The organism is Nakamurella lactea DSM 19367, assembly GCF_000426645.1.
Lineage (GTDB): Bacteria > Actinomycetota > Actinomycetes > Mycobacteriales > Nakamurellaceae > Nakamurella > Nakamurella lactea.
This window is the reverse complement of sequence record NZ_AUFT01000001.1, coordinates 102,660-127,748: the sequence shown is the minus strand read 5'-3', so window position 1 is coordinate 127,748 and position 25,089 is coordinate 102,660. Positions and strand designations below refer to the sequence as shown.

17 protein-coding genes and 1 tRNA gene are annotated in these 25,089 nt (G+C 70.7%); 6 read left to right on the top strand and 12 right to left on the bottom strand.

Going from position 1 to position 25,089, the window contains the following annotated elements; translation table 11 throughout:
• Positions 1–20: 20 nt before the first annotated feature.
• Both K340_RS0100610 and K340_RS26485 read left to right on the top strand, forming a co-directional pair.
• A complete protein-coding gene (locus tag K340_RS0100610) occupies positions 21–794 on the top strand; it encodes a hypothetical protein (protein ID WP_029135281.1) in 774 nt (257 codons plus the stop codon).
• 92 nt (positions 795–886) lie between these two features.
• Positions 887–2,359: a glycoside hydrolase family 3 N-terminal domain-containing protein gene (locus tag K340_RS26485; RefSeq protein ID WP_154673980.1), complete on the top strand. Its 1,473-nt coding sequence runs from the start codon at positions 887–889 to the stop codon at positions 2,357–2,359.
• An 88-nt stretch (positions 2,360–2,447) separates the two neighbouring features.
• On the opposite strand, the gene K340_RS0100600 is transcribed toward K340_RS26485, so the two are convergent.
• From K340_RS0100600 to K340_RS0100565, 8 genes are all read right to left on the bottom strand, one after another.
• Complete coding sequence (locus tag K340_RS0100600; protein WP_407662194.1) at positions 2,448–3,701, bottom strand: acyl-CoA carboxylase subunit beta; 1,254 nt, start codon at positions 3,699–3,701, stop codon at positions 2,448–2,450.
• A gap of 235 nt (positions 3,702–3,936) precedes the next feature.
• The gene (locus K340_RS0100595) at positions 3,937–5,160 is read right to left on the bottom strand and encodes a beta-ketoacyl-[acyl-carrier-protein] synthase family protein (protein ID WP_029135279.1); all 1,224 of its coding nucleotides are present in this window, start codon (positions 5,158–5,160) and stop codon (positions 3,937–3,939) included.
• Between the two features lie 136 nt (positions 5,161–5,296).
• Positions 5,297–5,539, bottom strand: coding sequence for an acyl carrier protein (locus tag K340_RS0100590; RefSeq protein ID WP_029135278.1), 243 nt, complete (start codon positions 5,537–5,539; stop codon positions 5,297–5,299).
• Between the two features lie 96 nt (positions 5,540–5,635).
• A complete protein-coding gene (locus K340_RS0100585) occupies positions 5,636–6,616 on the bottom strand; it encodes a beta-ketoacyl-ACP synthase III (RefSeq protein WP_029135277.1) in 981 nt (326 codons plus the stop codon).
• Complete coding sequence (locus K340_RS26480) at positions 6,613–7,533, bottom strand: ACP S-malonyltransferase (RefSeq protein WP_037362138.1); 921 nt, start codon at positions 7,531–7,533, stop codon at positions 6,613–6,615. The genes K340_RS0100585 and K340_RS26480 overlap by 4 nt, the downstream gene beginning before the upstream one ends.
• 164 nt (positions 7,534–7,697) lie before the next feature.
• A complete protein-coding gene (locus tag K340_RS26475) occupies positions 7,698–8,861 on the bottom strand; it encodes a PucR family transcriptional regulator (protein WP_051264697.1) in 1,164 nt (387 codons plus the stop codon).
• 23 nt (positions 8,862–8,884) lie between these two features.
• Positions 8,885–10,120, bottom strand: coding sequence for an MFS transporter (locus tag K340_RS0100570; protein WP_211229192.1), 1,236 nt, complete (start codon positions 10,118–10,120; stop codon positions 8,885–8,887).
• A 50-nt stretch (positions 10,121–10,170) separates the two neighbouring features.
• Entirely contained in the window at positions 10,171–11,010 is an 840-nt protein-coding gene (locus K340_RS0100565) for an LLM class F420-dependent oxidoreductase (protein WP_029135275.1), read from the bottom strand.
• 196 nt (positions 11,011–11,206) lie between these two features.
• Here K340_RS0100565 and K340_RS0100560 point away from each other — a divergent pair, with 196 nt between their 5' ends.
• Positions 11,207–16,261, top strand: a complete 5,055-nt coding sequence (locus tag K340_RS0100560; protein WP_154673979.1) for a DUF7507 domain-containing protein — start codon at positions 11,207–11,209, stop codon at positions 16,259–16,261.
• Positions 16,262–16,353: 92 nt separating this feature from the next.
• Here the strand turns inward: K340_RS0100560 and K340_RS0100555 are convergent, their stop codons facing one another.
• Positions 16,354–16,557: a cold-shock protein gene (locus K340_RS0100555; RefSeq protein ID WP_029135273.1), complete on the bottom strand. Its 204-nt coding sequence runs from the start codon at positions 16,555–16,557 to the stop codon at positions 16,354–16,356.
• A 243-nt stretch (positions 16,558–16,800) separates the two neighbouring features.
• The gene (gene aceE / locus K340_RS0100550; protein ID WP_084613970.1) at positions 16,801–19,542 is read right to left on the bottom strand and encodes a pyruvate dehydrogenase (acetyl-transferring), homodimeric type; all 2,742 of its coding nucleotides are present in this window, start codon (positions 19,540–19,542) and stop codon (positions 16,801–16,803) included.
• A 284-nt stretch (positions 19,543–19,826) separates the two neighbouring features.
• Here aceE and K340_RS0100545 point away from each other — a divergent pair, with 284 nt between their 5' ends.
• The 3 genes from K340_RS0100545 (at position 19,827) to K340_RS0100535 (ending at position 20,966) form a co-directional block, all read left to right on the top strand.
• Positions 19,827–20,252 carry a DUF3052 domain-containing protein gene (locus K340_RS0100545; protein ID WP_029135271.1) on the top strand — a complete coding sequence of 142 codons (426 nt, stop codon included), beginning with the start codon at positions 19,827–19,829 and terminating at the stop codon, positions 20,250–20,252.
• Between the two features lie 74 nt (positions 20,253–20,326).
• Positions 20,327–20,803 carry a peroxiredoxin gene (locus K340_RS0100540; protein ID WP_037362135.1) on the top strand — a complete coding sequence of 159 codons (477 nt, stop codon included), beginning with the start codon at positions 20,327–20,329 and terminating at the stop codon, positions 20,801–20,803.
• Between the two features lie 88 nt (positions 20,804–20,891).
• Positions 20,892–20,966 (top strand) — tRNA-Val (locus K340_RS0100535).
• A 58-nt stretch (positions 20,967–21,024) separates the two neighbouring features.
• Here K340_RS0100535 and K340_RS0100530 read toward each other — a convergent pair.
• Both K340_RS0100530 and K340_RS33645 read right to left on the bottom strand, forming a co-directional pair.
• Positions 21,025–21,693, bottom strand: a complete 669-nt coding sequence (locus tag K340_RS0100530; protein WP_211229191.1) for a trimeric intracellular cation channel family protein — start codon at positions 21,691–21,693, stop codon at positions 21,025–21,027.
• A 57-nt stretch (positions 21,694–21,750) separates the two neighbouring features.
• On the bottom strand, positions 21,751–24,927 hold the full coding sequence (locus tag K340_RS33645; RefSeq protein WP_051264693.1) for an HYR domain-containing protein: 3,177 nt from the start codon (positions 24,925–24,927) through the stop codon (positions 21,751–21,753).
• Positions 24,928–25,089 lie beyond the last annotated feature (162 nt).

Below are 25,089 nucleotides of genomic sequence, written 5' to 3'. Positions count from 1 at the left end.
GACAAGGCGGGTGAACGGGCATGACCCAGCGGCGGCTGACCGCCACCCTGCTCGCCACTCTGTTGATTTGTTTGCTGGCCGGCGGCGTCGGCGCGTATTTCCTGGGGCAGCACCGGGCGGCAGTCGAGGCCGCCGCTGCCACCCCGCCGACCGACGAGCCGAACAGCAGTCCGGCAGTCGTAACGACAGCCGGTGACACCGCCGGTGACGACACCGCATCCACCGGAGACACCGCCGCAGCCGACGGCGGCACCGTTCCCGACCAGGGCACCGAAGATGCCGGGAGCACGGTCGGCAACGAGCCGGAGCCCGACAGCTCGGTCGCCGAGCCCGCACCGCCGACGGCCTCGGTCGGGCCGGAACTCACCACCGCCCCCGGCCGGGACCTGACCGACGACACCGAGGTCCGGCTCTCCGCGGCCGCCGGCAAGGATCCGCAGGCCTCCGAGATCCGTGATCTGCTGCAACGTCACTTCGACGCGATCAACGCCGGCGACTACCAGCTCTGGGCCGGTACCGTGACAAAGGACCAGGCGAAGGCGATCTCGAGCGATCGGTGGCGCAACGAGTACAGCACCACTACGGACACCGGTATGTCGATCACGGCGATCGAGACCGAGCCACGGCAGGCGCAGCTCACCTTCCGGTCGCGGCAGGCACCCGAGTTCGCCCCTGACCAGGAGTCGACCTGTATCGATTGGACCGTGACCCTGCCGCTGACCACGGTCGACGACACGCTGCTGATCGGCCGATCGAACGAGAACCTGGCCCGGCACTCGCCGTGCGAGGCCTGACGAACCAATCGTCACCGGACCCGAACCGGACCGGCGAGCGCCCGCCCCCCGAACGGAGCTCGCCCCGTGACGGAATTGACCCAAGGAGATCTGTGCCCGTACGAACTGCGTCAGCCGGCCGCCGTCTGGCGGCGGTGACCGCCGTGCTCGTCGCCCTGACGATCGGCGGCTGCACCGCCTCGGGGGAGTCGTCGGACCGTTCCACCGCGGTCGGGTCGTCGGTGGCCGGGTCCGTGGCGCCGTCATCCGCGGCGGCTGCCGATACGTCCGCGGCGGCCACCTCGGTGACCACGGCGCGGCCGACCGCGACCACCCCGCGCCGCACGACCGCCGCGAAACCGTCGACCAGCGATCCGGCCAGGGTGACGACCAAGGGCAGCAGCACCGCGGCGCCGAAGCCGACCGTCGCGGCACTGAAGGTGACCGCGGCAGACCACGCCGCCGCGGCGGCGACGGTGGCCGGGATGAGTACCACTGAGCTCGCCGGGTCGGTGATCATGCCGATCGCCTCCCAGGCGGACGGCAGCATCGCCGCGCAGCACTACGGCGGAGTGATCCTGATGGGCACCAAGGGCATCGTCGACGGCACCGGACCGGGCACCCCTGCCCGGGTGAAGACGTTGGTGGCCAAGCTGCAGGCGCAGCGGGATCGCTCCGCCGGGGTGCCGCTGCTGATCGGCGTCGACCAGGAGTACGGCGAGGTGGCCAGGCTGGTGCACGGGTTCACCGACTTCCCGAGTGCGAGCGAGCTCGGCGCCATCGACGACACCGACACCGCGGTGGCACTGACCGAGCAGTCGGCCAAGGCGGCCGCCGCCGAGATGCGGGCGGTCGGCGTCAACGTCGACTTCGCGCCGGACGCCGACGTGCTGCCCACCTCGGGGGAGTCCGGGATCGGCAGCCGTTCCTACGGCTCGGATCCGCAGCGGGTCGGCGCGTTGGTCGCCGCGGCCGTTCGCGGATATCAATCGGGCGGCGTCGCCGCCACCATCAAGCACTTCCCTGGCATCGGCCGGGTGGCCGCCGACACCCACAACGAACTGCCGACCCTGACCGACGACTGCGCGGGCTGGAACGCCACCGACCGGGTACCGATGGCCGCCGGGGTGAAGGCTGGTGTCGCGCTGGTGATGACCGGTCACGTGCTGTTCCCGGCGATCGGTTCCGACACCCTGCCCACCAGTTTGTCCTCGCACGCGGTGACGGACATCTTGCGCGGCAAGGGATACGGCGACTGCGCCGGGCTCGAGTATCGCGGACTGACGGTCTCCGACTCGATGCAGATGACGCCGGTGACGCAGACCTACCCGTCCAGTGAGGCCGGGTGGCGGGCGCTGAAGGCCGGTCAGGACCTGCTGTTGATGCCGCTCGACCCGCAGGCCGCGGCAGTCGGGATCGTCACCGCGGTCAAGGACGGCAGCCTCGATCGAACGCGGCTGACGGATGCCGCGACCGCGGTGCTGGCGCTGCGGATCGCCTCGGCCCGGGTAGCCCAACCGCCGATGAGCGTCATCGATTCGCCGGAGCACCGGGCACTGGCCGCCAAGGCTCGCGCCGCAGGCTGACCTTCCTCGTCTTCGGGGTACCGATCTCGACGCAGTCACCCACTGGAGATGTCCAGAAGTCGACGGTGGTACCCCGAAGGAGTCAGACCTACAGCGGGATGTTGCCGTGGGCGCCGCGGCCGGCGGGCGCGGAGGCGAGCGCCTCGGCCACCCGGCGGCGGGTCTCGGCCGGAGTGATGACCTCGTCGACCACCCCGATCTCGACGGCCCTGGCGACACCGCCGGCGATCTTCTCCTGCTCCTGCGCGAGCTGGGCGATGAAGGCTTCCCGTTCCTCTTCCGGCACCGCGGCGATCTTGCGGCGGTGCAGGATGCCGACGGCCGCCTTCGCGCCCATCACGGCGATCTCGGCATCCGGCCAGGCGAAGACCGCGGTGGCGCCCAACGCTTTCGAGTTCATCGCGATGTAGGCGCCGCCGAACGCCTTGCGGGTCACCAGGGTGACCCGGGGGACCACCGCCTCGGCGAACGCGTGCAGCAGCTTGGCGCCGCGGCGCAGCACACCGTCCCACTCCTGGCCGACTCCCGGCAGGTAGCCGGGCACGTCGACGATCACCAGCAGCGGTATGCCGAAGGCGTCGCACATCCGGACGAAACGGGATGCCTTCTCCGCGGAGACCGAGTCGAGGCAGCCGCCGAGCCGCAGCGGGTTGTTGGCCACCACGCCGACGCTCCGGCCGGCCAGCCGGCCCAACCCGACGACGATGTTCGGCGCCCACTTCGCCTGCAGTTCCTCCATCGGCTCGTCCAGGATGCGGTTGATCAGCGGCCGGACGTTGTAGGCGCGATTCCGCTGCTCCGGCAACACGTTTGCCAGCTCCGGATCGTCCTCGATGCCGGCCACCCCGGAAATGCCGGGCCGGGAGAACAGCGAGGTGACCTTGCGGGCCCGGACGAAGGCGTCTTCCTCGGAGTCGGCGACGATGTGCACCACGCCGGACTTGCGGCCGTGCGCCGACGGCCCGCCGAGGGCCTCCATGTCGACCTGTTCGCCGGTCACCGACTTGACCACATCCGGTCCGGTGACGAAGATCCGCCCCTCCGGCGACATGATCACGATGTCGGTGAGGGCCGGCCCGTAGGCGGCGCCGCCGGCGGCGGCGCCGAGCACCACCGAGATCTGCGGCACCCGGCCCGAGGCCCTGACCATCGCGGCGAACATGTTGCCGACGCCGTCGAGCGAGGCGGCGCCCTCCTGCAACCGCGCCCCACCGCAGTGCCACAGCCCGATCACCGGGATCCGCTCGCGGATGGCGGTGTCGATGGCATCGACGATGTGCCGGCAGCCATCGAACCCCATCGCGCCGCCCTGCCGGGTGGCGTCGGTGCAGTAGGCGATCACCTTCGCGCCGTCGATCCGGCCGCGGACCGCCCAGACGCCCGAGGTGTCCGTCGGGTGCAGCCCGACCAGTGTGCCCGGGTCCAGCAGTTCGACCAGCCGCACCTCCGGCTCCCGCGGATCGAGCTTGCGGGGTCCTTCGGCGACCGAGGTGGCCGCCGCGGACGAAGCTGCTGCGGCCACGGCGGCCGGATCCGGTGCGGCGGTGGGAGTTTCGGGGGTGGCCGTCACTGGGTCATCAGTCCTTGGTGAACAGCAGGGCGACGTTGTGGCCGCCGAAGCCGAACGAGTCGTTGAGCGCGGCGGTCAGGTTGACCTCGCGGTTCTCGGTAGCGACGTCGACCTCGATGGCCGGGTCGAGATTGAACACGTTCTTGGTCCCGGGAATGATGCCGTGCTTGACCGCGAGCAGGGTGGCGATGCCCTCGACGGCGCCGGAGGCACCCAGCAGGTGACCGGTCATCGACTTGTTGGCGGTGACCACCGTGTGGTCGCCGATGGCCCGCTTGATCATGTTGGCCTCGCCGACGTCGCCGACCGGGGTGGAGGTGGCATGGGCGTTGACATGGCCGACGTCGGCGGCCGTCAGACCCGCGCTGCGGATCGCCTTCTCGACCGCTCTGGTCTGGCCCTCGCCGTTCGGCTCCGGGGCGGTGATGTGGTACGCGTCGTTGCTCATCCCGACGCCGGCCAGCGTGCCGTAGATCTGGGCGCCCCGTGCAACGGCATGATCTCGGCGCTCCAGGATCATCATCCCGGCGCCCTCGCCGAGGATGAACCCGTCGCGGTCGACGTCGAACGGCCGCGAGGCCGTCGCCGGGTCGTCGTTGCGGGTGGACATGGCGCGCATCTGGGAGAACCCGGCGACCGGCAGTGAGGTGATGCAGGCCTCCGCGCCACCGGCGATCGCCACGTCGATGTCGCCGTCGCGGATCATCCGCCAGGCCCAGGCGATGCCCTCGGCGCCGGAGGCGCAGGCGGAGACGGGGGCGTGCACCCCGCCGCGGGCCTTCGCCCACAGCCCGACAGCGGCGGCCGGGCCGTTCGGCATCAGCATCGGGATGGTGAGCACCGCGACCTTGCGCAGCCCCTCGGTCTCCAGCAGATCGTCCTGGCCGAGCAGGGTGAGCGCGCCGCCGATGCCGGTGCCGACCACGACGCCCAACCGCTCGGGATCGATCTCTGGGGAGCCGGCGTCGGCCCAGGCCTCGCGGGCGGCGACCAGTGCCACCTGCTGACAGCGGTCCAGCCGGCGGGCCTCCACCCGGGGGATCACCTCGGTCGGCTCGACCTTGAGCGCAGCCTTGATCCGCACCGGCAGGTCGAACTTCTCCACCCACGGCTCGGTGTTCGCCGTCACCCCGTTGACCCCGTCCAGCAGGGCCTGCCAGGTCTCCGGCGCGGTCCCGCCGAGGGGAGTGGTGGCGCCGATACCGGTGACGACGACGTCGTGGTCTGTCATGTGCGATGTGCTCCTTGTTGGTGACGCGCTTCCGGGCAGCCCGGTGGGCGGCCCGCTGCGCGGACCGGCGTCCTGGATGTCAGTTCCGCTGACGAACGGCGAACGGCCGGTCAGGACGCCGGTCCCGCGAGGCGGGTCAGGCCTTGTTGCGTTCGATGTAGCTGACGGCGTCCTGCACCGTCTTCAGGTTGGCCAGCTCGTCGTCCGGGATCTTCACGCCGAACTTGTCCTCGGCCTGAACGGCGATCTCGACCATCGACAGCGAGTCGATGTCCAGGTCGTCGGTGAACGACTTGTCGGCGGTCACGTCGGCCGCGGGCACTCCGGCGACCTCTTCGACGATCTCGCCGAGTCCGGCCAGGATGTCCTCGTTGCTCACTGTTGTTCCTCTCGGTGGTGGTGCCGCGCCGGTCTTCCGGTGCGGCGGCTTCGGCGCGATTCTGCCCGACCGCGCCGTCTGCGTCATGATGCCCCGCTACGGGCAGCGGAACACCTGCGAGCCGAAGGTGAGTCCGGCACCGAATCCGACGGCCAGCACCAGGTCGCCGGAGCGCACCTCGCCGGCCTGCCGCATCCGGTCCAGCGCGATCGGGATCGAGGCCGAGGACGTGTTGCCGGTGGTCACGATGTCCTTGGCGATGGTGATGTCCGGGCTGGCGCCGGCGGCGATCAGCTTCTTGGCGATCGACTCGACGATCCGCAGGTTGGCCTGGTGCGAGGCGAAGACGTCGATGTCGGAGAGCTCGACCCCGGCACGGCGGGCGGCCTCGATGGCCACCGGTGCGATCGCGCTGGTCGCCCACCGGAAGACCGTCTGGCCCTCCTGGTAGATGAACGACTCGCGATCCTTGATGTAGATGGTCTCGGTGTGATCGATCGCGCAGCCCCACGCCACCGGCCCGATCTCGGCCGTCTCGGCGCCGGTCACCACCACGGCGGCGGCGCCGTCGGCGAAGATGATCGCGTTCGCCCGGTCGGCCGGGTCGATCCAGTCGGTGAGCTTCTCCGAGCCGACCAGCAGCACGTTGCGCGCCTCGCCGGCCCTGATCAGCGCCGATGCGGTCGACAGCCCGTAGCAGAAGCCGGCGCAGGCGGCGTTGATGTCGAAGGCGCCCGGAGCCTGGATGTCCAGCAGCGAGGCGACCTTGGTGGCGGCGTGTGGGATCGGGGTGGGCAGCGTGCAGGTGGCGACGATCACCAGGTCGATGTCGGCGGAGGTGAGGCCGGCGTCGGCGATCGCCAGCCGCCCGGCCGCGGCACCCATCGAGGCGACGGTGTCCGATTCGGCCGCGAAGTGCCGTTCGGCGATGCCGACCCGGGTGCGGATCCACTCGTCGTTGGTGTCGATGGTCTTCGCCAGCTCGTCGTTGGTGACGACCCGCTCCGGTCGGAAGTGACCAAGGCCGGCGATGCGGGTGGCGGCCGGATGCTCCGGCAGGGTGATCGATGCGCTCATGCGGCGGCTCCGGCGTGGTCGGCGATGAACGCCCGGGCGGCGTCCAGGTCTGCGGGGGACTTCAGCGCCAGGGTGGCGATGTCTTTGCGGTCGCGCTTGATCAGGCCGACCAGGGTGCCGGCCGGCGGCAGCTCAAGGACTCCGGTGACGCCGAGCTCCGTCAGCGACGCCATGCACCGGTCCCAGCGCACCGGTGAAGTGATCTGACCCAGCACCAGGTCCAGGTAGTCACGACCCGAACCGATGACGCTGCCGTCCCGGTTGGTGAGCAGCTGCCAGGTCGGATCGGCCGGCGAGGCGGCGGCGATGGCCGGGGCGAGCGCGGTCCGGGCCGGCCCCATGTAGTCGGTGTGGAACGCGCCGGCCACCTGCAGCGGGATGACGCGGATCTTCTCCGGCGGATGCCCGGCCAGGGCCGCGATGTCGGCGGTGGCGCCGGCCGCGACCACCTGTCCGGCGCCGTTCACGTTGGCGCCCACCAGGTTCCGCTCGGCCAGCGCGGCCAGGATGAGCTCGATGTCCGGGTTCATGCAGGCGGCCATCGAGGTCGGCACCAGCGCGCAGGCCTCCCGCATCGCCCGGCCCCGCAGGGCCGACAGCCCGACCGCCTGCTCGGCGTCGATGACGCCGGCGACGGCGGCGGCCGCGAGCTCACCGATCGAATGCCCGGCGGTGACGCCGTTGGCCGGAATCGGCAGCAGCTCGGCGGCCAGCAGTGCGGCGGCGACCACCAGCGGCTGGGTGATCGCGGTGTCCTTGATCTCCTCGGCATCCGCCTCGGTGCCCAGCCGGTGCAGATCCAGCTCGGCGGCGGCGGAGAACCGGGCGAGCGATTCCGCCACGCCGGGTAGCTCCAGCCACGGGGTGAGCATTCCGGGTTTTTGGGCTCCCTGTCCGGGAGCGACGATCGCCAGCACGAGGATCAGTCAACCAGCGACCAAGGTCTCGTGCTGGTAACGACGGCAACCAACTCGCCGCGGGTCGCTTGTAGAGACTCTCCAAAGAATCACCAGGGTTCGACCAAACGGGTGGCGGCTGGTGGCGGCTGATCGGCGGGCTGGGGGTCAGCCGGCTCAGCGGGTCAGCCGAGCCGGCCGAGCATCAGGGCGATTCGCAGGGCCAGTTGGTCGCGGGCGGACCAGGGGTCGCGGCCGGTCAGCTCGGCGACCCGGTGCAGCCGGTACCGCACCGTGTTCGGGTGCACGAACAACGCCCGAGCGGCCGGCTCCAGCGCGCCGGAGTGATCCAGATAGGCGTCCAGCGTCTGCAACAGCGGCGAGCCGGCGACGTCCAATGGCGCGAACACCAGCCGCCGCAGGCGATCCGCCGCCCGCCGGTCGCCGTTCACCACCCGTTCGACCAGCAGCTCGGCCGTGTCCACCGGTCGCGGCGCTGCCGGCCACGCGGTCGCCACGTCGAGCCCGGCCAGCGCCTCGGCGGCCGAATTCACCGCGCCGCGCAGCCCCGGTTCGGCCGGTCCACGGACCACCGGGCCGTCGCCGAACAACTCGGCGATCGACGGCTCCGGGTCTTCGCCGGCCAGCAGCACCACCAGCCGGGCGCCCTGTACGCCGGCCATCGCGGCCCGGCGTCGGCGGCGGGACCATTCGGCGACCGCGGCGACGGCGCTCAGCGGGTCGCCCGGCGGTGCGGCCCCGACGATCACCGCGGTCGGGCCGGTGGCGTCCCAGTTCAGCGTTGCCGCCTGCGAGGCCAGCTCGCCGGTGTGCTGTCCGCGGACCACCCCGTCGACGATCGCCGCCTCCACCCTGGCGTCCCAGGCGCCCCGGTTCTCGGCGGCCGCCGCGTAGACACCGGCCGCGGCGAAGGCGATCTCCCGGCTGTACCGCAGCAGTGAGTCGGCCAGCGCGGCGCGCTCGGCGTCGGTGCTGCCCAGCATCGGGAGTTGTTCGTCCGCAACGGAAATCGCCACCCGGACCAGCTCGACGGTGCGCCGGAACGAGACCGACCGCATCAGATCGCGGGGGGCGGTGCCGAACACCTGCTCGGTGAGCCGGGCGCTGCTCGAGGCGCCGGTGGCCCAGCCGACGTAACCGGAGATGCCGGCCTGCGCGACCAGGGTGACCCACGACCGCTGGTCGGGCGGCAGGGTGCGGAACCAGGGCAGCCGGTCGTCCATCACCGAGATCGCCCTGGTGGCCACGGCGCCCGATTCGCGCTCCACCCGGACCAGCGTCGCGGCGCTCACTCCTGGCGCACCGGGTGCGGTGTCGGCGGTCGGCATGCCTGCAGAGCCTGCCAGCGCCGTCAGCCGCGGCGCTCGTCGGGTGCGACGCCGGTGCCGAGCGCGATGAGTGCGCCGGCCAGCGTCAGCCCGGCCAGCAGCAGGTAACCGGCGGTGTAGCTGCCGAGCCGGTCGGCCAGGAAGGCGGCGCCGGCCGGGGCGCCGACGATGGCCGCCGCCGGCGCGGCGCCGGCGATGCCGTTGAGACTGGCGAAGTTCGCCGTGCCCCAGCGGTCGCTGACGCCGGTCGCCTGCAGCAGGGTGAAGGTGCCCCTGGCCGCCCCGGCGCAGATGGCGACCACCACGAAGGCACCGACCGAGCCGCCGAGCAGCCCGAGCACCGCGACCGCCGCCGCCCCGGCGGCCAGGACCGCTGCGGTACGGGTCTGCGGGCGGGTGTTGCGGGCCAGCGCCGGGTAGAAGAACCGCCCGAGCAGCTGGCCGACGCCGATCAGGCCGAAGATCACCGCGGCCGTCGAGGTCCCGATACCGCGGTCGGCCAGCAGCGGGATCAGGTTGAGGGTGGCACCGAACATGCCGAAACCGGCCAGGGTGAGGGCAAGCACGAACAGCACGAACGGGCGGGACCGTGCGGTCCGGGCAATCGATCTGGGTGGCCGGGTCGGGTCCGCCGGGGAGTGCCGGTGCGAGCCGCGATGCCAACCCGGGGTGAGCATGAAGGCGTGCAGCGGGATGGTCACCGCGCCCAGCACGATCGCCAGCACCAGGCAGGTCTGACGCCAGCTCATGGCGTGCAGCAGGCCGGCGGTGAGTGGTGCGAATACGGTGCTGGCCAGCCCACCGACCAGCGTGACGGTGGTGATCGCTCGGACCCGATCGGGTCCGCACCAACGGGTCAGCGCCGCGAACGCCGGCGGGTAGAGCACCGCGGACTGGGCCAACCCGACCAGCACCCAGGCGGCGAAGAACAGGCCGAGTTGCTGGGTGCCGGCTACCGCCACCAGCGATCCGGCGCCGAGCACCGATCCGATGGTCATCACCGGCCGCGGTCCGTGCCGGTCGATCAGCCGGCCGGTCAGCGGGGCGGCAACGGCGGAGGCCAGCAGGCCGACCGAGAAGGCACCGAGCGCGGTTCCGTTCGACCAGCCGGTGTCGCTGGTAACGGCCGTCAGCATCACCGGGAAGGCGTAGTACAGCACGCCCCAGCTGGTGATCTGGGTGATGCACAACGCGACCAGCACCCGCCGCAGCTCGGACGCCGGGGGCAGGGCGGGGTCGGTTCGGCCGGCAGCAGTCATCTCCGAACAGGATGACGCAGTGCCCCGACGCCGCGGCAGGCAGGTCCGCGTCAGGCGGCGCCGGCCAGCAGCGGGGCCAGCGCTCGCAGGGTCGGCAGGACGTCGCCCACCGGGTGCACCGCGACGTGGTCGGCGCCGGCCTCCAGATGCCGGCGTAGACCGGCGGCGACGGTCTCCGCGTCGCCGTGCAGCACCAGCGCATCGACCAGCGCGTCGCTGCCGCCGTCCGCCAGATCGGCTTCGGTGAAACCGAAGCGCCGCAACATCTTCGTGTAGTTCGTCAGCCTCAGGTAGTACTGGACCGCGTCCCGGCCGATCGCGCGGGCCCGATCCGGGTCGACCTCGACGACCACCTTGTGCTCCGGGGCGAGCAGCGGCCCGGCGCCGAGAATCTCGCGGGCCTGCCGGGTGTGCTCCGGCACCGTCAGGTAGGGATGTGCGCCGGCGGTGCGGTCGCCGGCCAGCCGCAGCACGCGGGGGCCGAGGGCGGCGAGCACTGTCCGATCGGCCGGCACATCGGCGTCCGCCAGTGCGTCCAGGTAGGTCACCGTGGTGCCGTAGGGGGAGGCGTACTCAGCGGTGTTCTCCGGATGCCCGATGCCGACACCCAGCTGGAACCGGTCGGGGAAGCGCCCGGCGATGCGGTGATAGGACGCGGCGGTGGCGGCCGGCCGCGAGGTCCAGATGTTCAGGATGCCGGTGGAGACCACCAGTCTGGTGGTGGCGGCCAGCAGCGACTCCTGCTGGCGCAGGTCGTCGCCGCGGGAGGTGCCGACCCACAGGGTGCCGAACCCGAGTTCCTCGACGGCGGCGGCGAGCTGTGGGCCGGCTGCGCCCTCGAGGTCGTTGGTCCGCAGCCAGACTCCGTACGTTCCCAGGTCGGTGCGCATTCTTGGCGCAACAGTTCAATGGGGCGGAACCTTCCCGGTATCGCCCGCGGCGCCGCCATCGGCGCGGCCGGCGCCGCCGGCTGCCGCAGCTGCGATCAGCAGATGCGCGTCACTCTCCGGTGTCCTACCGTGATCGTGACCGACGGCTCGGTCACCGCACCGTTGGCCGCCGCCGGACGGAAGGAAGGTGCGTCCGGTGCTCGGCAGCATCCCGGCTCGCCGCGTCGCGGCCACCACTGCCAGCATCGTGCTGATCGCTGCGATGGCGACCGCGGTGGCGCCGGCTGCGCTCGCCGCGCCGGCGGACGGCACCCTGCTGCTGGACGAGTCGTTCACCGGCACCTCCGCCGAGAACCCGAACATCATCCCGCTCAACGATGCCTGCCTCACCGCGGCCACCACCAACCCGCCGCCCGGCGGATCGGCGCACGGGCCGTGCACGAAGCGTGTCGGCACGCCGGCCAACGATGCATTGGGCGGATGGCTGCAGCACACCGACCGCTCGGAGAACGCCAAGGGCGGCATCGTCTACAACCAGGCGCTGCCGGCAAATGCCGGCCTGCAGGTCGAGTTCAGCCAATGGCAGTACGGCGGAGGGGGCATCGGCCCGGCCGACGGCATCAGCTTCTTCCTGGTCGACGGCGCGGTCGACCTGGACGGCGTCGGGGCCTTCGGAGGGTCGCTGGGTTACGCCCAGAAGGATGCCGTACCGGGGGTCAACGGCGGGTATCTGGGCGTCGGACTGGACGCCTACGGCAACTTCGCCAACGACAGCGAGAACCGCGGCCGTGGCTGCCCGGCGGACCAACGGTCGCCGGTCTCCAGCGGCACCCTGATCAAGAACGCCGTGGTGATCCGGGGCCCGATGCTGGCCGACCGCGACCACGGCTACTGCTACCTGGCCGGCACCGTGAACAGTGCCAACAACGGCACCACCCTGCCCGGAACAGTCGGCGGGACGAGCCTGGCCAGCAGCCGGCGCGATGTGCGGATCACCGTCAGCCCCGATGTTCGCCCAACAGTGACCGTCGAAATGGACTTCACCGGCACTCGCGATCACTACCAGACGGTGCTCAGCTACACCATGACGACGCCGGCGCCGGCGACCTGGAAGTTCGGCTTCGCGGCCTCCACCGGCGGCGGCACCGACGTGCACCTGATCCGCACCCCGACCATCGAGACCGTCGACCCGCTGCCACCCGGCATCAACCTGGTCAAGCAGGTGGACCGGAGTCAGACCCAGCCCGACACCTACACCGCCGGAGACACGGTTCCCTACCAGTTCGTGGTCACCAACACTGCGCTCGTTCCGCTGAACGACGTCAAGGTCACCGACCCGAAGGTCACCGACATCGCCTGTCCGGCCGACAGTCTGGGCCCTGCCGGAACCGCGACCGCGAGCATGACCTGTACCGGCAGCCACCGGCTCACCGATGCGGACACCGCGACCGCCACCGAGTTCAGCAACACCGCGACGGCCACCGGCAGTTCCGGCGGCGAGCAGGTGAGTGCGACCAGCAGCGTGACCGTCCCGATCACCGTGGAGCCCAGGATCGTCATCGACAAGTCCGCCGAGCTCAACGACACCGTGATCGCCAACAACGCCGCCGATGTCGGCGAGACCGTCACCTACTCGTTCGCGGTGACCAATGCCGGCAACGTCCCGCTGAGCACGGTCGGGGTCACCGATTCGAAGGTGGGCGCGGTCGCCTGTCCGGTCAGCACGCTGGCGCCACTGGCCCGTACCACCTGCACGGCGACCTACACCGTCACCCAGGCCGACGTCGATGCCGGTGTCGTGCACAACAGCGCCACCGCGCACGGCACACCACCGGTCGGTGGACCGGTCGTCAGCGACCCCGCTACCGCCGACGTACCCACCACAGGCGCGATGCCGGCCATCACCTTGACGAAGACCGCGACACTGCAGGACACCGCCGGCGGCACCACCGGACTCGGCGATCCCGGCGAGCACATCGGCTACAGCTTCACGGTGACGAACCGCGGCAACGTCACGCTCACCGGGGTGGTGGTGGCCGACGCCAGGGTGGGCACGGTCAGCTGCCCCGACACCACGCTGGCGCCTGGGGAGAGCACGACCTGCTCGGCGACGGACCACGTCATCGATGCCGCGGACGTCGGCAACGGTTTCGTCATCAACACCGCGACCGCCTCGGGCCGGTCGCCGGCCGGCGACCGGGTGGTCAGCCGACCGGCGTCGGCCGTGGTGCCGACCGTCGTGGCGAATCCGCAGCTCACCATCGTGAAGACCGCGACGCTGGACGAGACCACCGCACCTACCGGTGACGGGCAGGCGGCGGTCGGCGACACGATCTCGTACTCGTATCTGGTCCACAACACCGGCAACGTCGACGTCGCCGGTGTCGCGGTTGCCGACGACCCGCTGGGCGCCGTGGCCTGCGGTTCGCCGGCGCCGACCCTCGCTCCCGGCGACGAGGTGACCTGCGCGGCGACCTCGACCCACACCGTCACCCAGGCCGATCTCGACCACGGCAGCGTTGACAACTCCGCGACGGCGCATGGCACTAGCGGCGCGACGATCGTGGTGAGCCTGCCGGACACCGCGAGCGTGCCGGCCCAGCAGCAGGCGCCGCAGGTCACCATCGTCAAATCGGCCGAGCTGCATGAGACCGAAGGCGACACGACCGACGGCCTGGCAGTGACGGGCGACACCGTCGACTACACGTTCCTGGTCACCAACACCGGGAACGTCACGCTGGCCGCGGTCGGCGTCTCCGACAGCAAGGTGAGCTCGGTGAGCTGTCCGGCGACCGCCCTGGCGCCGGGCGCCGACACCACCTGCACCGGGACGTACAGCGTCACCGATGCGGACGTCGACGCCGGTGCCGTACTGAACACGGCCACCGCGCACGGCACGCCGCCGGGCGGCACCGATCCGATCGAGAGTGCGCCGGACAACGCGGTGGTGCCGGCGCTGCGCGATCCGGGCGTCACCATCGAGAAGACCGCCACCCTGCCGGGCGGGGCCACGGTCGCGGCCGTCGGTGACCTGGTCACCTACACCTTCGCCGTCACCAATACCGGCACCGTCACCCTTGACCCGCTGACCGTGACCGATCCGATGTTCCCCGGCCTCACCGGCTGCCCGGCCACGCTGGGCGCGGGACAGCGGGCGAGCTGCACCGCGACCTACACGGTCACCCAGGCCGACGTGGACACCGGCCGGATCGCCAACACGGCGACCGCGACCGGCTCGCCGCCCACTGGCGGCGATGTCACCTCGAGCGATGACGCGGTGGTGCCGACCGTGCTGCAACAGCCGGCGATCGTGCTGGTCAAGTCGGCCACCATCAACGACACTGACGGCGCCGGCCACATCGACGGGCTGGCCGATCTGGGTGAAACGGTGAGTTACGGCTTCACGGTCTACAACACCGGAAACGTCACGCTCTCGGGCGTGGCAGTGACCGATCCGGTGCTCGGGACCGTCAGCTGCGCGGCGGCCACCCTCGCCCCGCAGGCCAACACCACCTGCAGCGCCGACGACCACACCGTGACCGAGGCCGACCTGATCGCCGGCCGGATCGACAACACCGCCACCGCGACAGGGACGCCGCCGAGCGGGGACGACGTGCAGGACACCGACGGCAAGGTGGTGCCCACCGCGACCCCGCGACCGAGCATCGTGCTGGCCAAGGCAGCCGCGCTCGACGATGCTGCCGGTGCGCACGACGGCCTCGCCGAGGTCGGTGAGACGATCTCATACACCTTCACCGTCACCAACAACGGCAACCTCACCGTCAGCGGCATCGCGGTGGACGACCCGGTCGTCGGCGCGGTGAGCTGCACCGAGCCCGCGGGCGGACTGGCCCCGGCCGCCAGCATGACCTGCACCTCCGACGAGCCCCACACCGTCACCCAGGCCGACGTCGACCACGGCAGCGTCGACAACACCGCGACGGCCGATGCGTTCGCCCCCGGGGACCAGACGCCGAGTGTGCAGAGCAACGAGGCCAGCGCTTCGGTACCGACCGTTCCGCAGGTCGCCTCGATCGCCCTGACCAAGAAGGTGCTGGTCCAGGAGACGTTGCTGCGCAACGGGATCGGCAACCTCGGGGAGAACGTGCGGTGGACCTTCGCGGTGGTCAACACCGGCAACGTCACGCTGCACGACATCGCCGTCAGCGACGCCACCGCCGGAGTGGTGGCCTGCGACGCGACCACTCTCGCCCCGGGCGAGACCACCGCCTGCCACTCGGCCTCAGGGCACCCGGTGGACGAGGCCGACATCCTGGCCGGCTCCATCGACAACACCGCGACCGTGACCGGGGCGCCGCCGACGGGCGAGAGCGTGACCAGCCGGCCGGCGAGCGCGTCGCTACCGACCGCCAAGATCCGGGCCAAGCTGTTCCTGATCAAGCGGGCCACCCTGGACGACGCCAACGACAACGGCTGGGGCGATCCCGGGGAGACGATCAGCTACCGGTTCCTGGTGATCAACATCGGCAACGTGACCATCAAGGGCGTCCACGTCGACGACACCATGTTCGGCGGGGCCGTGGCGTGTACCCCGCAGACCCTGCCGCCGGCCCGCACGGTGCTGCAGATCGGGCCCGACCAGACCGCGACCTGCGGGAGCCACGTGCACCGGATCACCGCCGCGGATGCGGCGTACGGCTACGTGCACAACGAGGCCAGGGCGTTGGGCACCGATCCGAACGACGCCCCGGTCCGCAGCCGGCCGGCGACCCAGGACGTACTGGTCCGCGCACCGCTACCGCCCGGGCACGTCGAGCTCACCAAATCGGTCGACGTCGCCACCGCGGCCGCCGGGGACACGGTGCACTACACGCTCACCCTGACGAACACCGGTGGGCTGCCGGTGTCGACGACGGTCAGCGACGACCTGTCCGACGTGCTGGACGACGCGGCCTGGAACGACGATGCGACGGCCACGGCCGGCAGCCTGACGTTCTCGCCGCCGGAGCTCAGCTGGACCGGCACGGTGACCAGCGGGCAGACCGTGACGATCCGCTACTCGGTGACGGTGAACGCGAGCGCCGGTGATTTCACCTTGGACAACGTCGCCAGGGTCGACGGTGGGACCTGCGCGGACTCAGCGTCCGCCTGTTACACCACCACGGTGCTCGAGCGGGAGCTGCCGAACACCGGTGGCCCGTTCAGCAAGCTGACCGGGCTGGCTCTCGGGCTGCTGCTGGCCGGGGCCGCGCTGATGGTCGTCGGGCGGCGGCGCCGGCAGCTCGGCTGACGGCCGGTCGGCGGGTGTTCGACCGGGCTGACGGCCGGTAGGTCGAAGGCCGGACCCGCGGGGGGAATCCGGCCTTCGATGACTGCGTGCGATCAGGCGGGGGTGACGTTCGCCGCCTGCGGGCCCTTCGGCGACTGCTCGACCTCGAAGGTGACCGCCTGGCCCTCTTCGAGCGTCTTGTAGCCGGAGCCGCCGATCGCGCTGTAGTGGACGAAGACGTCCGCCGAGCCGTCGTCGGGGGAGATGAAGCCGTAGCCCTTCTCCGCGTTGAACCACTTCACAGTGCCCTGTGCCATGCCTGCTCTCCTCGAGCGTTGTCCGCGCCGGCCGGAACTGCCGCCGCGGGGTGGGACACCCCGGCAGATGGATCCCACCGAGGGGATGCGCCTTACCCCACGTGCGCCTGACGGTCTTACCTGCGAGGAAGAGCAACAACAGCCGAGACGCTACCGGCTCACCCGGCCGAGTGGGCAGACCGTAATCACATCGTCACCCGCGGTGACGCCGCCGGCCGGCGGGCACCACCACGGGGTGACGGATCAGGACTCGCCGCCCGCGTTCCCCGAGGTACCAGCGGTGACGTCGGAGAGCCGGTACTTCTGCGCGGCCTCGGCGGCCGCACCCTGCCGGTACTCGCCGCGCCGCTCCAGGGCGGCCAGTGTCGCCACCACCATCGACGGGCCGTCGATCAGGAAGTACCTGCGGGCCGCGGCCCTGGTGTCGGAGAAACCGAACCCGTCGGCGCCGAGCGCGGTGAAGTCGCCGGGCACCCACGGGGCGATCTGGTTCTGCACCGCGCGCTGGTAGTCGCTGGTCGCGATCACCGGCCCCGGTGCCTCGGCCAGCGCCCTTGTCACGTACGGCTCGGCGTGTTCGCCGGCCGGGTCCAGCAGCCTGGCCCGCTCGATCTCGTCGGCCTCCCGGCGCAGCTCGGACCAGCTGGTCACGCTCCACACGTCGGCCGCCACGTTCCAGTCGGTGGCCAGCAGTTCCTGCGCCTCCAGCGCCCAGCGGACGCCGACACCGGAGGCGAGAAGCTGTGCCCTGGCCCGGTTGTCGACGTTGTCGGCGGCCTTGAGCCGGTACATCCCACGCAGCAGTCCGTCGATGTCCAGACCCTCGGGCTGGGCCGGCTGGACGTAGGGCTCGTTGTACAAGGTCAGGTAGTAGACAACGTTCTCCCCGGTCGGGTGCTGATCGGTCCGGCCGCCCTCGCCGTACATCCGGCGCAGGCCGTCCTTGACGATGTGCCCGATCTCGTAGCCGTACGCCGGGTCGTAGGCGACAACGTGCGGCATGGTCGCGGCCAGCAGCTGCGAGTGACCGTCCGCGTGCTGCAGACCTTCGCCGGTGAGCGTCGTCCGACCCGCCGTCGCACCGAGCACGAATCCGCGGGCCATCTGATCGCCGGCCGCCCACAGCCCGTCACCGGTGCGCTGGAAGCCGAACATCGAGTAGAAGATGTACATCGGGATCATCGGCACGCCGTGCGTCGAGTACGCGGTGCCGACCCCGGTGAAGGTGGCCACCGATCCGGCCTCGTCGATGCCCTCGTGCAGGATCACGCCCTGCTCGGACTCCTTGTACGCCAACATGAGATTGGCGTCGACGGCGGTGTAGAGCTGCCCGGAGGGGTTGTAGATCTTCTGGTTCGGGAAGAACGAGTCCATCCCGAAGGTCCGGGCCTCGTCCGGGATGATCGGCACGATTCGGTCGCCGATCCCCTTGTCCTTGAACAGGTCTCGGACCAGTCGGACGAACGCCATGGTGGTGGCGATCTCCTGCTTGCCGGAGCCGCGGCGGACCACGTCGTACACCTGGTCGGCCGGCTCGGCCAGTGCCGGGGCAGTCACTCTGCGCTCGGGCACGAAGCCGCCGAGGGTGCTCCGGCGCTGCAGCAGGTAGCCGATCTCCGGGCTGTTCTCGCCCGGGTGGTAGTACGGCGGCCGGTAGGGGTCGGCCTCAAGTGCCTGGTCGCTGATCGGGATGTGCAGCTCGTCGCGGAACGACTTCAGGTTGTCCAGGGTCAGCTTCTTCATCTGGTGGGTCGCGTTGCGGCCCTCGAAGCTGGAGCCCAGGTGGTAGCCCTTGATGGTCTTGGCCAGGATCACCGTCGGCTGGCCGACGTGTTCGGTGGCGGCCTGGTACGCGGCGTAGACCTTCTTGTAGTCGTGCCCGCCGCGCTTGAGGTTCCAGATGTCGTCGTCGCTGATCGAGGCGACCATCGACTTGGTCCGCGGGTCGCGGCCGAAGAAGTGCTCGCGGACGTAGGCGCCGTCGTTGGCCTTGTAGGTCTGGTAGTCGCCGTCAGCCGTGGTGTTCATCAGGTTGACCAATGCATGGTCCCGGTCCACGCCCAGCAGCGCGTCCCACTCGCGGCCCCAGATCACCTTGATCACGTTCCAGCCGGCGCCGCGGAAGAAGGCCTCCAGCTCCTGGATGATCTTGCCGTTGCCGCGCACCGGGCCGTCGAGGCGCTGCAGGTTGCAGTTCACCACGAAGGTCAGGTTGTCCAGCCCGTCGATGGCCGGTACGTGCACCAGCCCGCGCGATTCCACCTCGTCCAGCTCGCCGTCGCCCAGGAATGCCCAGACATGTTGCTGTGACGTGTCTTTGAGGCCGCGATGATGCAGGTAGCGGTTCACCCTGGCCTGCTGGATCGCGTTCATCGGGCCGAGGCCCATCGACACGGTGGGGAACTCCCAGAAGTTCGGCATCAGCCGGGGGTGCGGATAGCTAGGCATGCCGCCGCCCGGATGGGACTGCTCCTGCCGGAATCCGTCCAGATCGTGTTCGGAGAGCCGGCCCTCCAGGAACGCCCTGGCGTACATCCCGGGGGAGGCGTGCCCCTGGAAGAAGATCTGGTCGCCGCCGCCGGGATGGTCCTTGCCGCGGAAGAAGTGGTTGTAGCCGACCTCGTACAGGGTGGCGGAGGACGCGTAGGTCGAGATGTGCCCGCCGACGCCGATCCCGGGCCGCTGGGCGCGGTGCACCATGATCGCTGCATTCCAGCGGATCCAGGCCCGGTAGCGCCGCTCGATCTCCTCGTCGCCGGGGAAGTCGGGTTCCGACGTGGTCGGGATGGTGTTGATGTAGTCGGTGGTGGTGAGCGCGGGCAGACCGACGTGCTGGGCCCTGGCCCGTTCCAGCATTCGCAACATCAGATATCGGGCGCGTTGTCGGCCGCCGGAGGAGAGCATGGCATCGAACGAGTCGAGCCACTCCTGCGTCTCCTCCGGATCGACGTCCGGGAGCTGTGCGGCGATTCCGTCGCGGATCATGCTGTGCAGTTGCGGATCGGTGAGATCTGCGAGCTCTGCGGACTCAGCCAAGGGTTCTCCTCGTCATTCCCGGATGTCGCCTGTCGGACGGTTCCGGTTCGTCTGTTCGACTCGGGAACATGGTGAGCACCCGGCCGCCACCATCTTCCCATTGCGCAAGTGGGCCGGTTAGCGCGGGCCAACTTCACGCAGGCCGGGTCGGGTGCATAGGGTGTGCCCAAGCATGATCCGTGCCGCGGTTGGGGGTTCCCAGCACGGCGACACCCGAAGGGACGCGATAGGAAGTGACTGGAGGCTCACCGGAGACCGCGGCAACCGTGGCCCGGTTCGACCTGACAGCAGGCGACGTCGTCGGAGAGATGGGGTACGACGACGATGTCGACCACGACCTTCGTGACGCGATCGAGGCGGCGACCGGCACCGAGATGGTGGACGAGGACGCTGACGAGGTGGTGGACGCGGTCCTGCTGTGGTGGCGCGACGACGACGGCGATCTGATCGACATGATGGTCGATGCGCTGACGTTGCTCGCCGACGACGGGGTGATCTGGTTGTTGACGCCCAAGACCGGCCGCGAGGGCTACGTCGAGCCCAGCGACATCGCTGAGGCGGCCCGCACCGCCGGGTTGTCGCAGACCACGACCGTCGGCGGACCGGCCGACTGGACGATCGCCAGGCTGGCCCGCGGGCGGGCACCGAAGAAGCGCTGAGCCGTCCGGTCGACGGCCACTACCCACCACCCTGGGGTGACGCCGATCCGGCGCGCCCGGAGAGCGAGATCCAGATGAGCAGCCCCGTCAGCATCGCGGTGGGCGACACCGCGCCGGACTTCACCCTGCCGAACGGCGACAAGACGCCGGTGTCGTTGGCCGACTTCGCCGGCAAGAAGGCGGTGCTGCTGGTCTTTTACCCGTTCGCCTTCTCCGGCATCTGCACCGGCGAGCTGTGCGCGATCCGCGACGACCTCGCCTCGTTCCAGAACGAGCAGGTGCAGGTGCTGGCGATCTCGACTGACCCGACGTTCGCGCTCAAGGCCTGGTCGCAGGCCCAGGGCTACGAGTTCCCGCTGCTGAGCGACTTCTGGCCGCACGGCGCCGTCGCCGAGCAGTACGGCGTCTTCAATGATCAAGCGGGGATGGCCGTCCGCGGCACCTTCCTGGTCGGTGCCGACGGCGTGGTGACTTTCGCCGAGGTCAATGAGCCCGGGCAGCCACGCGACCAGGAAGCCTGGAAGCGCGCGGTGGCGGCGCTGCCGGCCTGATCACCGGCACCGCCTCGGCGGTCCCGGCGGGGTCCGATCGCCCGTTACCCTGATCGGGCACAGCGTCGGCGTTCGCGCGCCGTGCTGCGGGCGCGTAGCTCAGCGGAAGAGCTCCCGGTTTACACCCGGGCGGTCGGCGGTTCGAACCCGTCCGCGCCCACCAGACGACCGTTGTCCGAACCGCCGACGTTGAGCTGACCGGCACGCGCCCCTGCTGAGGATCAGATCGTCGGCCCGGACACCCGCGGCGCCGGCGCGCCCCAGCCGCGCCACAGCGCGGCCAGCCGGAAGCCGCAGATGAACAGTGCCGCGAAGGCCTGCACCCACAACCCGTCCTGGCCGGCGGCATGGGCGACCGCGACGATGATGCTGCCGGCGACCGCGGGCACCGCGTACAGCTTGGTGTCCCGGCGCAGCACCGACGGAATCTCGCCGGCCAGTAGGTCTCGCAGAATGCCGCCGCCGACCCCGGTGATGGTGCCCAGCAGCACCGCGGCCAGCGGGCTGACGCCATACTGCGCCGCCTTCGCGGTGGCGGAGGCGCAGAAGACGCCGAGACCGATCGCGTCGAATACCTGGATCGACCGGTGCAGCCGGGTGACCACCGGATGCAGGAAGAAGGTGAGCACGGTCGCGATCAGCGGCAGCACCAGCCACCAGGTGTTGCGGAACGCGGCCGGCGGAACATCACCGAGCAGGACGTCCCGGATGATGCCGCCGCCGAGCGCAGTGATGCTGGCCAGCACCACCATGCCGACGATGTCCATCCGCTTGCGGACCGCCATCAGGGCACCGGAGAGCGCGAACGCGAAGATGCCGACCAGGTTGATCACCGCCTCGACGGTGTCCGTCACCGACGCCGGCTCATTGACCATCGCAGCAAGAGTCACCGCCGTATTGTCGCGGTTCGCTGGCCGGACGCCGGCGTTGCGGCGCCCGCACAGCGGTTAACGTGCTCCGTGCCGTCCTCGCCTGATCAGCAGCAGACCGAGAGCGAGCAGGATCGCGGCCCAACCCAGCAACCCGCCGACGTCGACACCGGTGGTGGCCAGCGAACCGGTGTCCGGTGGTCCCGGCTGGACCTGGTCGGGCGGATCGACCGGTTCTGAGGTGCTGGAAGTCGGGGTCGACGGGTTCGATGTCGGCGGCGATCCCGAGGCCGGCGCTGTCGAGGTGGTCGCTGTCGTGGTGGGCGCTGTCGTGGTCGGCGCTGTCGAGCTGGGCGCTGTCGTGGTGGGCTGATCGGACGTCGGGGGGACGAACGCCGCAACGGTCACCCGGAAGGTCGCCGTGCTGTGCCCCGGTGCGGCCGCCGGCGCCAATGCCAGTGCCGTCCCGTTGGTCGGCGCGACAGCCTGCGGTTGCCCGGTGGACGGCGGTTGCACCGTTGTCGGTGGTAGCACGGTGGTTGGTGGCTGCACAGTGGTCGGTGGTAGCACGGTGGTCGGTGGTAGCACGGTGGTCGGCGGCTGCACGGTGGTCGGCGGCTGCGGCGCCGGGTCGCTCGCGGAACAGGTGACGGTGGTGGTGCCGACGGGGAACAGCGCACCCGGCGTCGGTGCGCAGAGCACCGGTAGGGAGCCGTTCACTGCGTCCGTTGCGGTCACGACGTAGTCGATGGTCGCGCCCGCGGCACTCGTCGCGTTGGCCTGGATGTCGTCGGGAACGCTGATCACCGGCCCGGTGGTGTCGACGACGGCGACGGTGAAGCTGCCGGTTGCCGTGTTGTGCTGGGCGTCCTCGGCGGTGCAGTTGACGGTGGTCTGGCCGAGGGCGAAGGTGCTGCCGCTGGCAGGCACGCAGCTGGGAGTGATGGCGCCGTCGACGTCGTCGGTGGCCGTCGCGGTGTACGTCAGCTGGGCGCCGTCCGGGCCGGTTGCCTCGACCGTCTGCGCGGGCGGCAGGCTCAGCTCTGGCGGGGTGATGTCGGGGACGGTGACGGTCACGGTGAACGTGTCGGTTGCCTCGTTCTGTTCGGCGTCCTGGGCGGTGCAGGTGACGGTGGTCTGGCCGAGGGCAAAGGTGCTGCCGCTGACGGGCACGCAGCTGGGGGTGATGGCGCCGTCGACGTCGTCGGTGGCCGTCGCGGTGTACGTGACCTCGGCGCCGTCCGGGCCGGTTGCCGAGACCGTCATCGCCGGGGGGAGAGTCAGGACCGGCGCCACGGTGTCCGGCGCGTGCTCCAGCACCAGGTCGGCGCGCAGCACGCCGTCGCCGGTGCGTCCGTCCAGACCGGCCGGGGTGAGATCGACGGCGCCCGCTTTCAGCGCCGCCCGGACGTTGCCGAGGGTCGCGGTCGGATTCTTCGACAGGAACAGCGCGGCGATCGCGGCCGCGTGCGGGGCCGCGGCCGAGGTGCCGAAGAACGGGTTGAGGCCGCCGAACTCGCTGGTGGTGCTGACGCCGTCGGCGGCGGTGAAGTCCGGGTCCTGCCGGACGGTCCCGCCGGTCGAGCCGAAGTCGCCGGGGGTGATCGGCGTCCCGTCCGCCTCGAAGAACATCCGCCGCGGGCCGTCGCTGGTGAACTTCTCCGGCAGCTGGGCGCCGGTGAACACACCCGGGTACGGACCGGTCGGGCTGCCCGGCACCGGGCCGTACGCGCCCGCAGCGGGGGCGGCCGCGATGCTGAAGGCGTCCGCGGCGGAGGCATGGCCCTTGATCGACCCCGGTGATACATACGCGTGCAGGCCGTCCGCCGAATCGGCGAAGGTTCCTCGGTTGATCTGCAGTCGCAGGTACCGGTCGTCGGCGCCCGGGTGCTTGACCACCGCCGCCCGCAGACTCTCGAAGAACGCGACACTCAAGGACTCGTAGGGATCCTGGGTGCCGTCCTGGACGTTCTGCGAGAACCCGACGATGTTGTCGTTGTCGTCGAACAGGTAGACGTCGTAGTCGTTCGATGAGCCGCCGAGCGGGTCGGCCCAGAACAGCGTCAGCGGATCACCCGCCGGGTCGCCGAGCGGCTCGAACAGTTGCACTCCCGGGCCCGGATCGAAGTCGTGCAGTTCCCCGGTGATTCCGGGGATCACGGTGTCGTCAGCCTCGAAGGTTGCCTCGTAATTGCCGGAGGTGCCGTCCAGCACGTTGCCGTCGTTGCCCGCCGAGCTGAAGTAGAGCGCGCCGTCGGCCGTCACCGCGTCGACCGCTTGGGCGATCGGCCCGTCCTGGAACGGACTCTCCGCGTAGTAATAGATGTCGTCGACGAGGACGTCGCAATGCGCCTGAAAACGCAGCGCGCGGATGTTGTCGGCGAAACTTGCCACCCCTCCGAAAGCCGTGGCGAACCCGAGGGTGGCGTCCGGTGCCAGGTCGTGCACCAGCTCGAGCATGGCCGTGCCTTCGGGGCCGACGCCGTCCTGGTCCGGCAGGATGTCGACGGCTGGAAGCTCGCCGGCGGCCTGTGTCTCCGCCAGCTTGTTGACGCCGTCGGACAGCACGCACACCTTGACACCCGCGCCGGCGACGCCGGCCGCGGCCCGCGCGATGTCGACAGCCTCGGTCTTGTCGGCCTCCGAGACGACCGTGCCTTGATCGCCAGGAGCGGCCAACAGGTCGACGCGCGGTCCAGCACTCGCAGCGGCCGGGCTGGGGGTGGTTGTGCCGGACCCGGCCGCGCCCGTGGTCGCCGCCTCGTCGGCGATCGCCACCTGGACGACATCCGGCCAGGACGCGATCGTGGTCAGCGCCGAGCGCGGCACCGAAGCCCGGACGGTGTTCAGCCGGGTGGAGACGTGGCCGATGGTGACACCCAGCTTGCCGAGTCGGTCGCGGAGACCCGAATCGACCTCGACCACGGTGAGGTCGACGTCGACGAGGTCTTTGGCGAGTGCGGGCTCCGAGGCCAAGCCCGGCAACGCCTTCTCGGTTGCCCGACCGCTCCCGGCGCGCAAGGCGACGACAAGTCGACTATCCAGTTTGCGCTCGGCGGGCGACAACGTGGCCTTGATCCGCTGCAATGCAGCGATGTGCGCGGCCGCCTTCGCCGACAGGGTCGAAGCCGGCCGGGCGGTAGCCCCGGAATTCGGGGCGGCACCGCTCGCTGGTGCCGACAACAAGGCCACGGACGCGGCGAGCGTCAGTGCCGCCAGCGCGGCCGAAAAGCCGCGGGGGCGCCGCACGCTCATATTTCCTCCCGACGCCGACGCAGGCCGGCGCAAAAGACGCTAACAGGGCAAACGGGGGAAGATCAACATCCAACGGGCGAACCCGGCGCCGTCGGTTCCTTCATCAAGGTCATTCGAATCCCGGGGTGGCTCGGGGCGGGCCGGCCGGAACCCATCGGGGCG

Excerpts from the sequence above, each read along its gene's own strand:
- K340_RS0100610 (WP_029135281.1), top strand. The coding sequence starts at position 21 with ATGACCCAGCGGCGGCTGACCGCCACCCTGCTCGCCACTCTGTTGATT.
- K340_RS0100595 (WP_029135279.1), bottom strand. The coding sequence starts at position 5,160 with ATGACAGACCACGACGTCGTCGTCACCGGTATCGGCGCCACCACTCCC.
- K340_RS0100585 (WP_029135277.1), bottom strand. The coding sequence starts at position 6,616 with ATGAGCGCATCGATCACCCTGCCGGAGCATCCGGCCGCCACCCGCATC.
- K340_RS26475 (WP_051264697.1), bottom strand. The coding sequence starts at position 8,861 with ATGCCGACCGCCGACACCGCACCCGGTGCGCCAGGAGTGAGCGCCGCG.
- K340_RS0100570 (WP_211229192.1), bottom strand. The coding sequence starts at position 10,120 with ATGACTGCTGCCGGCCGAACCGACCCCGCCCTGCCCCCGGCGTCCGAG.
- K340_RS0100565 (WP_029135275.1), bottom strand. The coding sequence starts at position 11,010 with ATGCGCACCGACCTGGGAACGTACGGAGTCTGGCTGCGGACCAACGAC.
- K340_RS0100555 (WP_029135273.1), bottom strand. The coding sequence starts at position 16,557 with ATGGCACAGGGCACTGTGAAGTGGTTCAACGCGGAGAAGGGCTACGGC.
- aceE (WP_084613970.1), bottom strand. The coding sequence starts at position 19,542 with ATGATCCGCGACGGAATCGCCGCACAGCTCCCGGACGTCGATCCGGAG.
- K340_RS0100540 (WP_037362135.1), top strand. The coding sequence starts at position 20,327 with ATGAGCAGCCCCGTCAGCATCGCGGTGGGCGACACCGCGCCGGACTTC.
- K340_RS33645 (WP_051264693.1), bottom strand. The coding sequence starts at position 24,927 with ATGAGCGTGCGGCGCCCCCGCGGCTTTTCGGCCGCGCTGGCGGCACTG.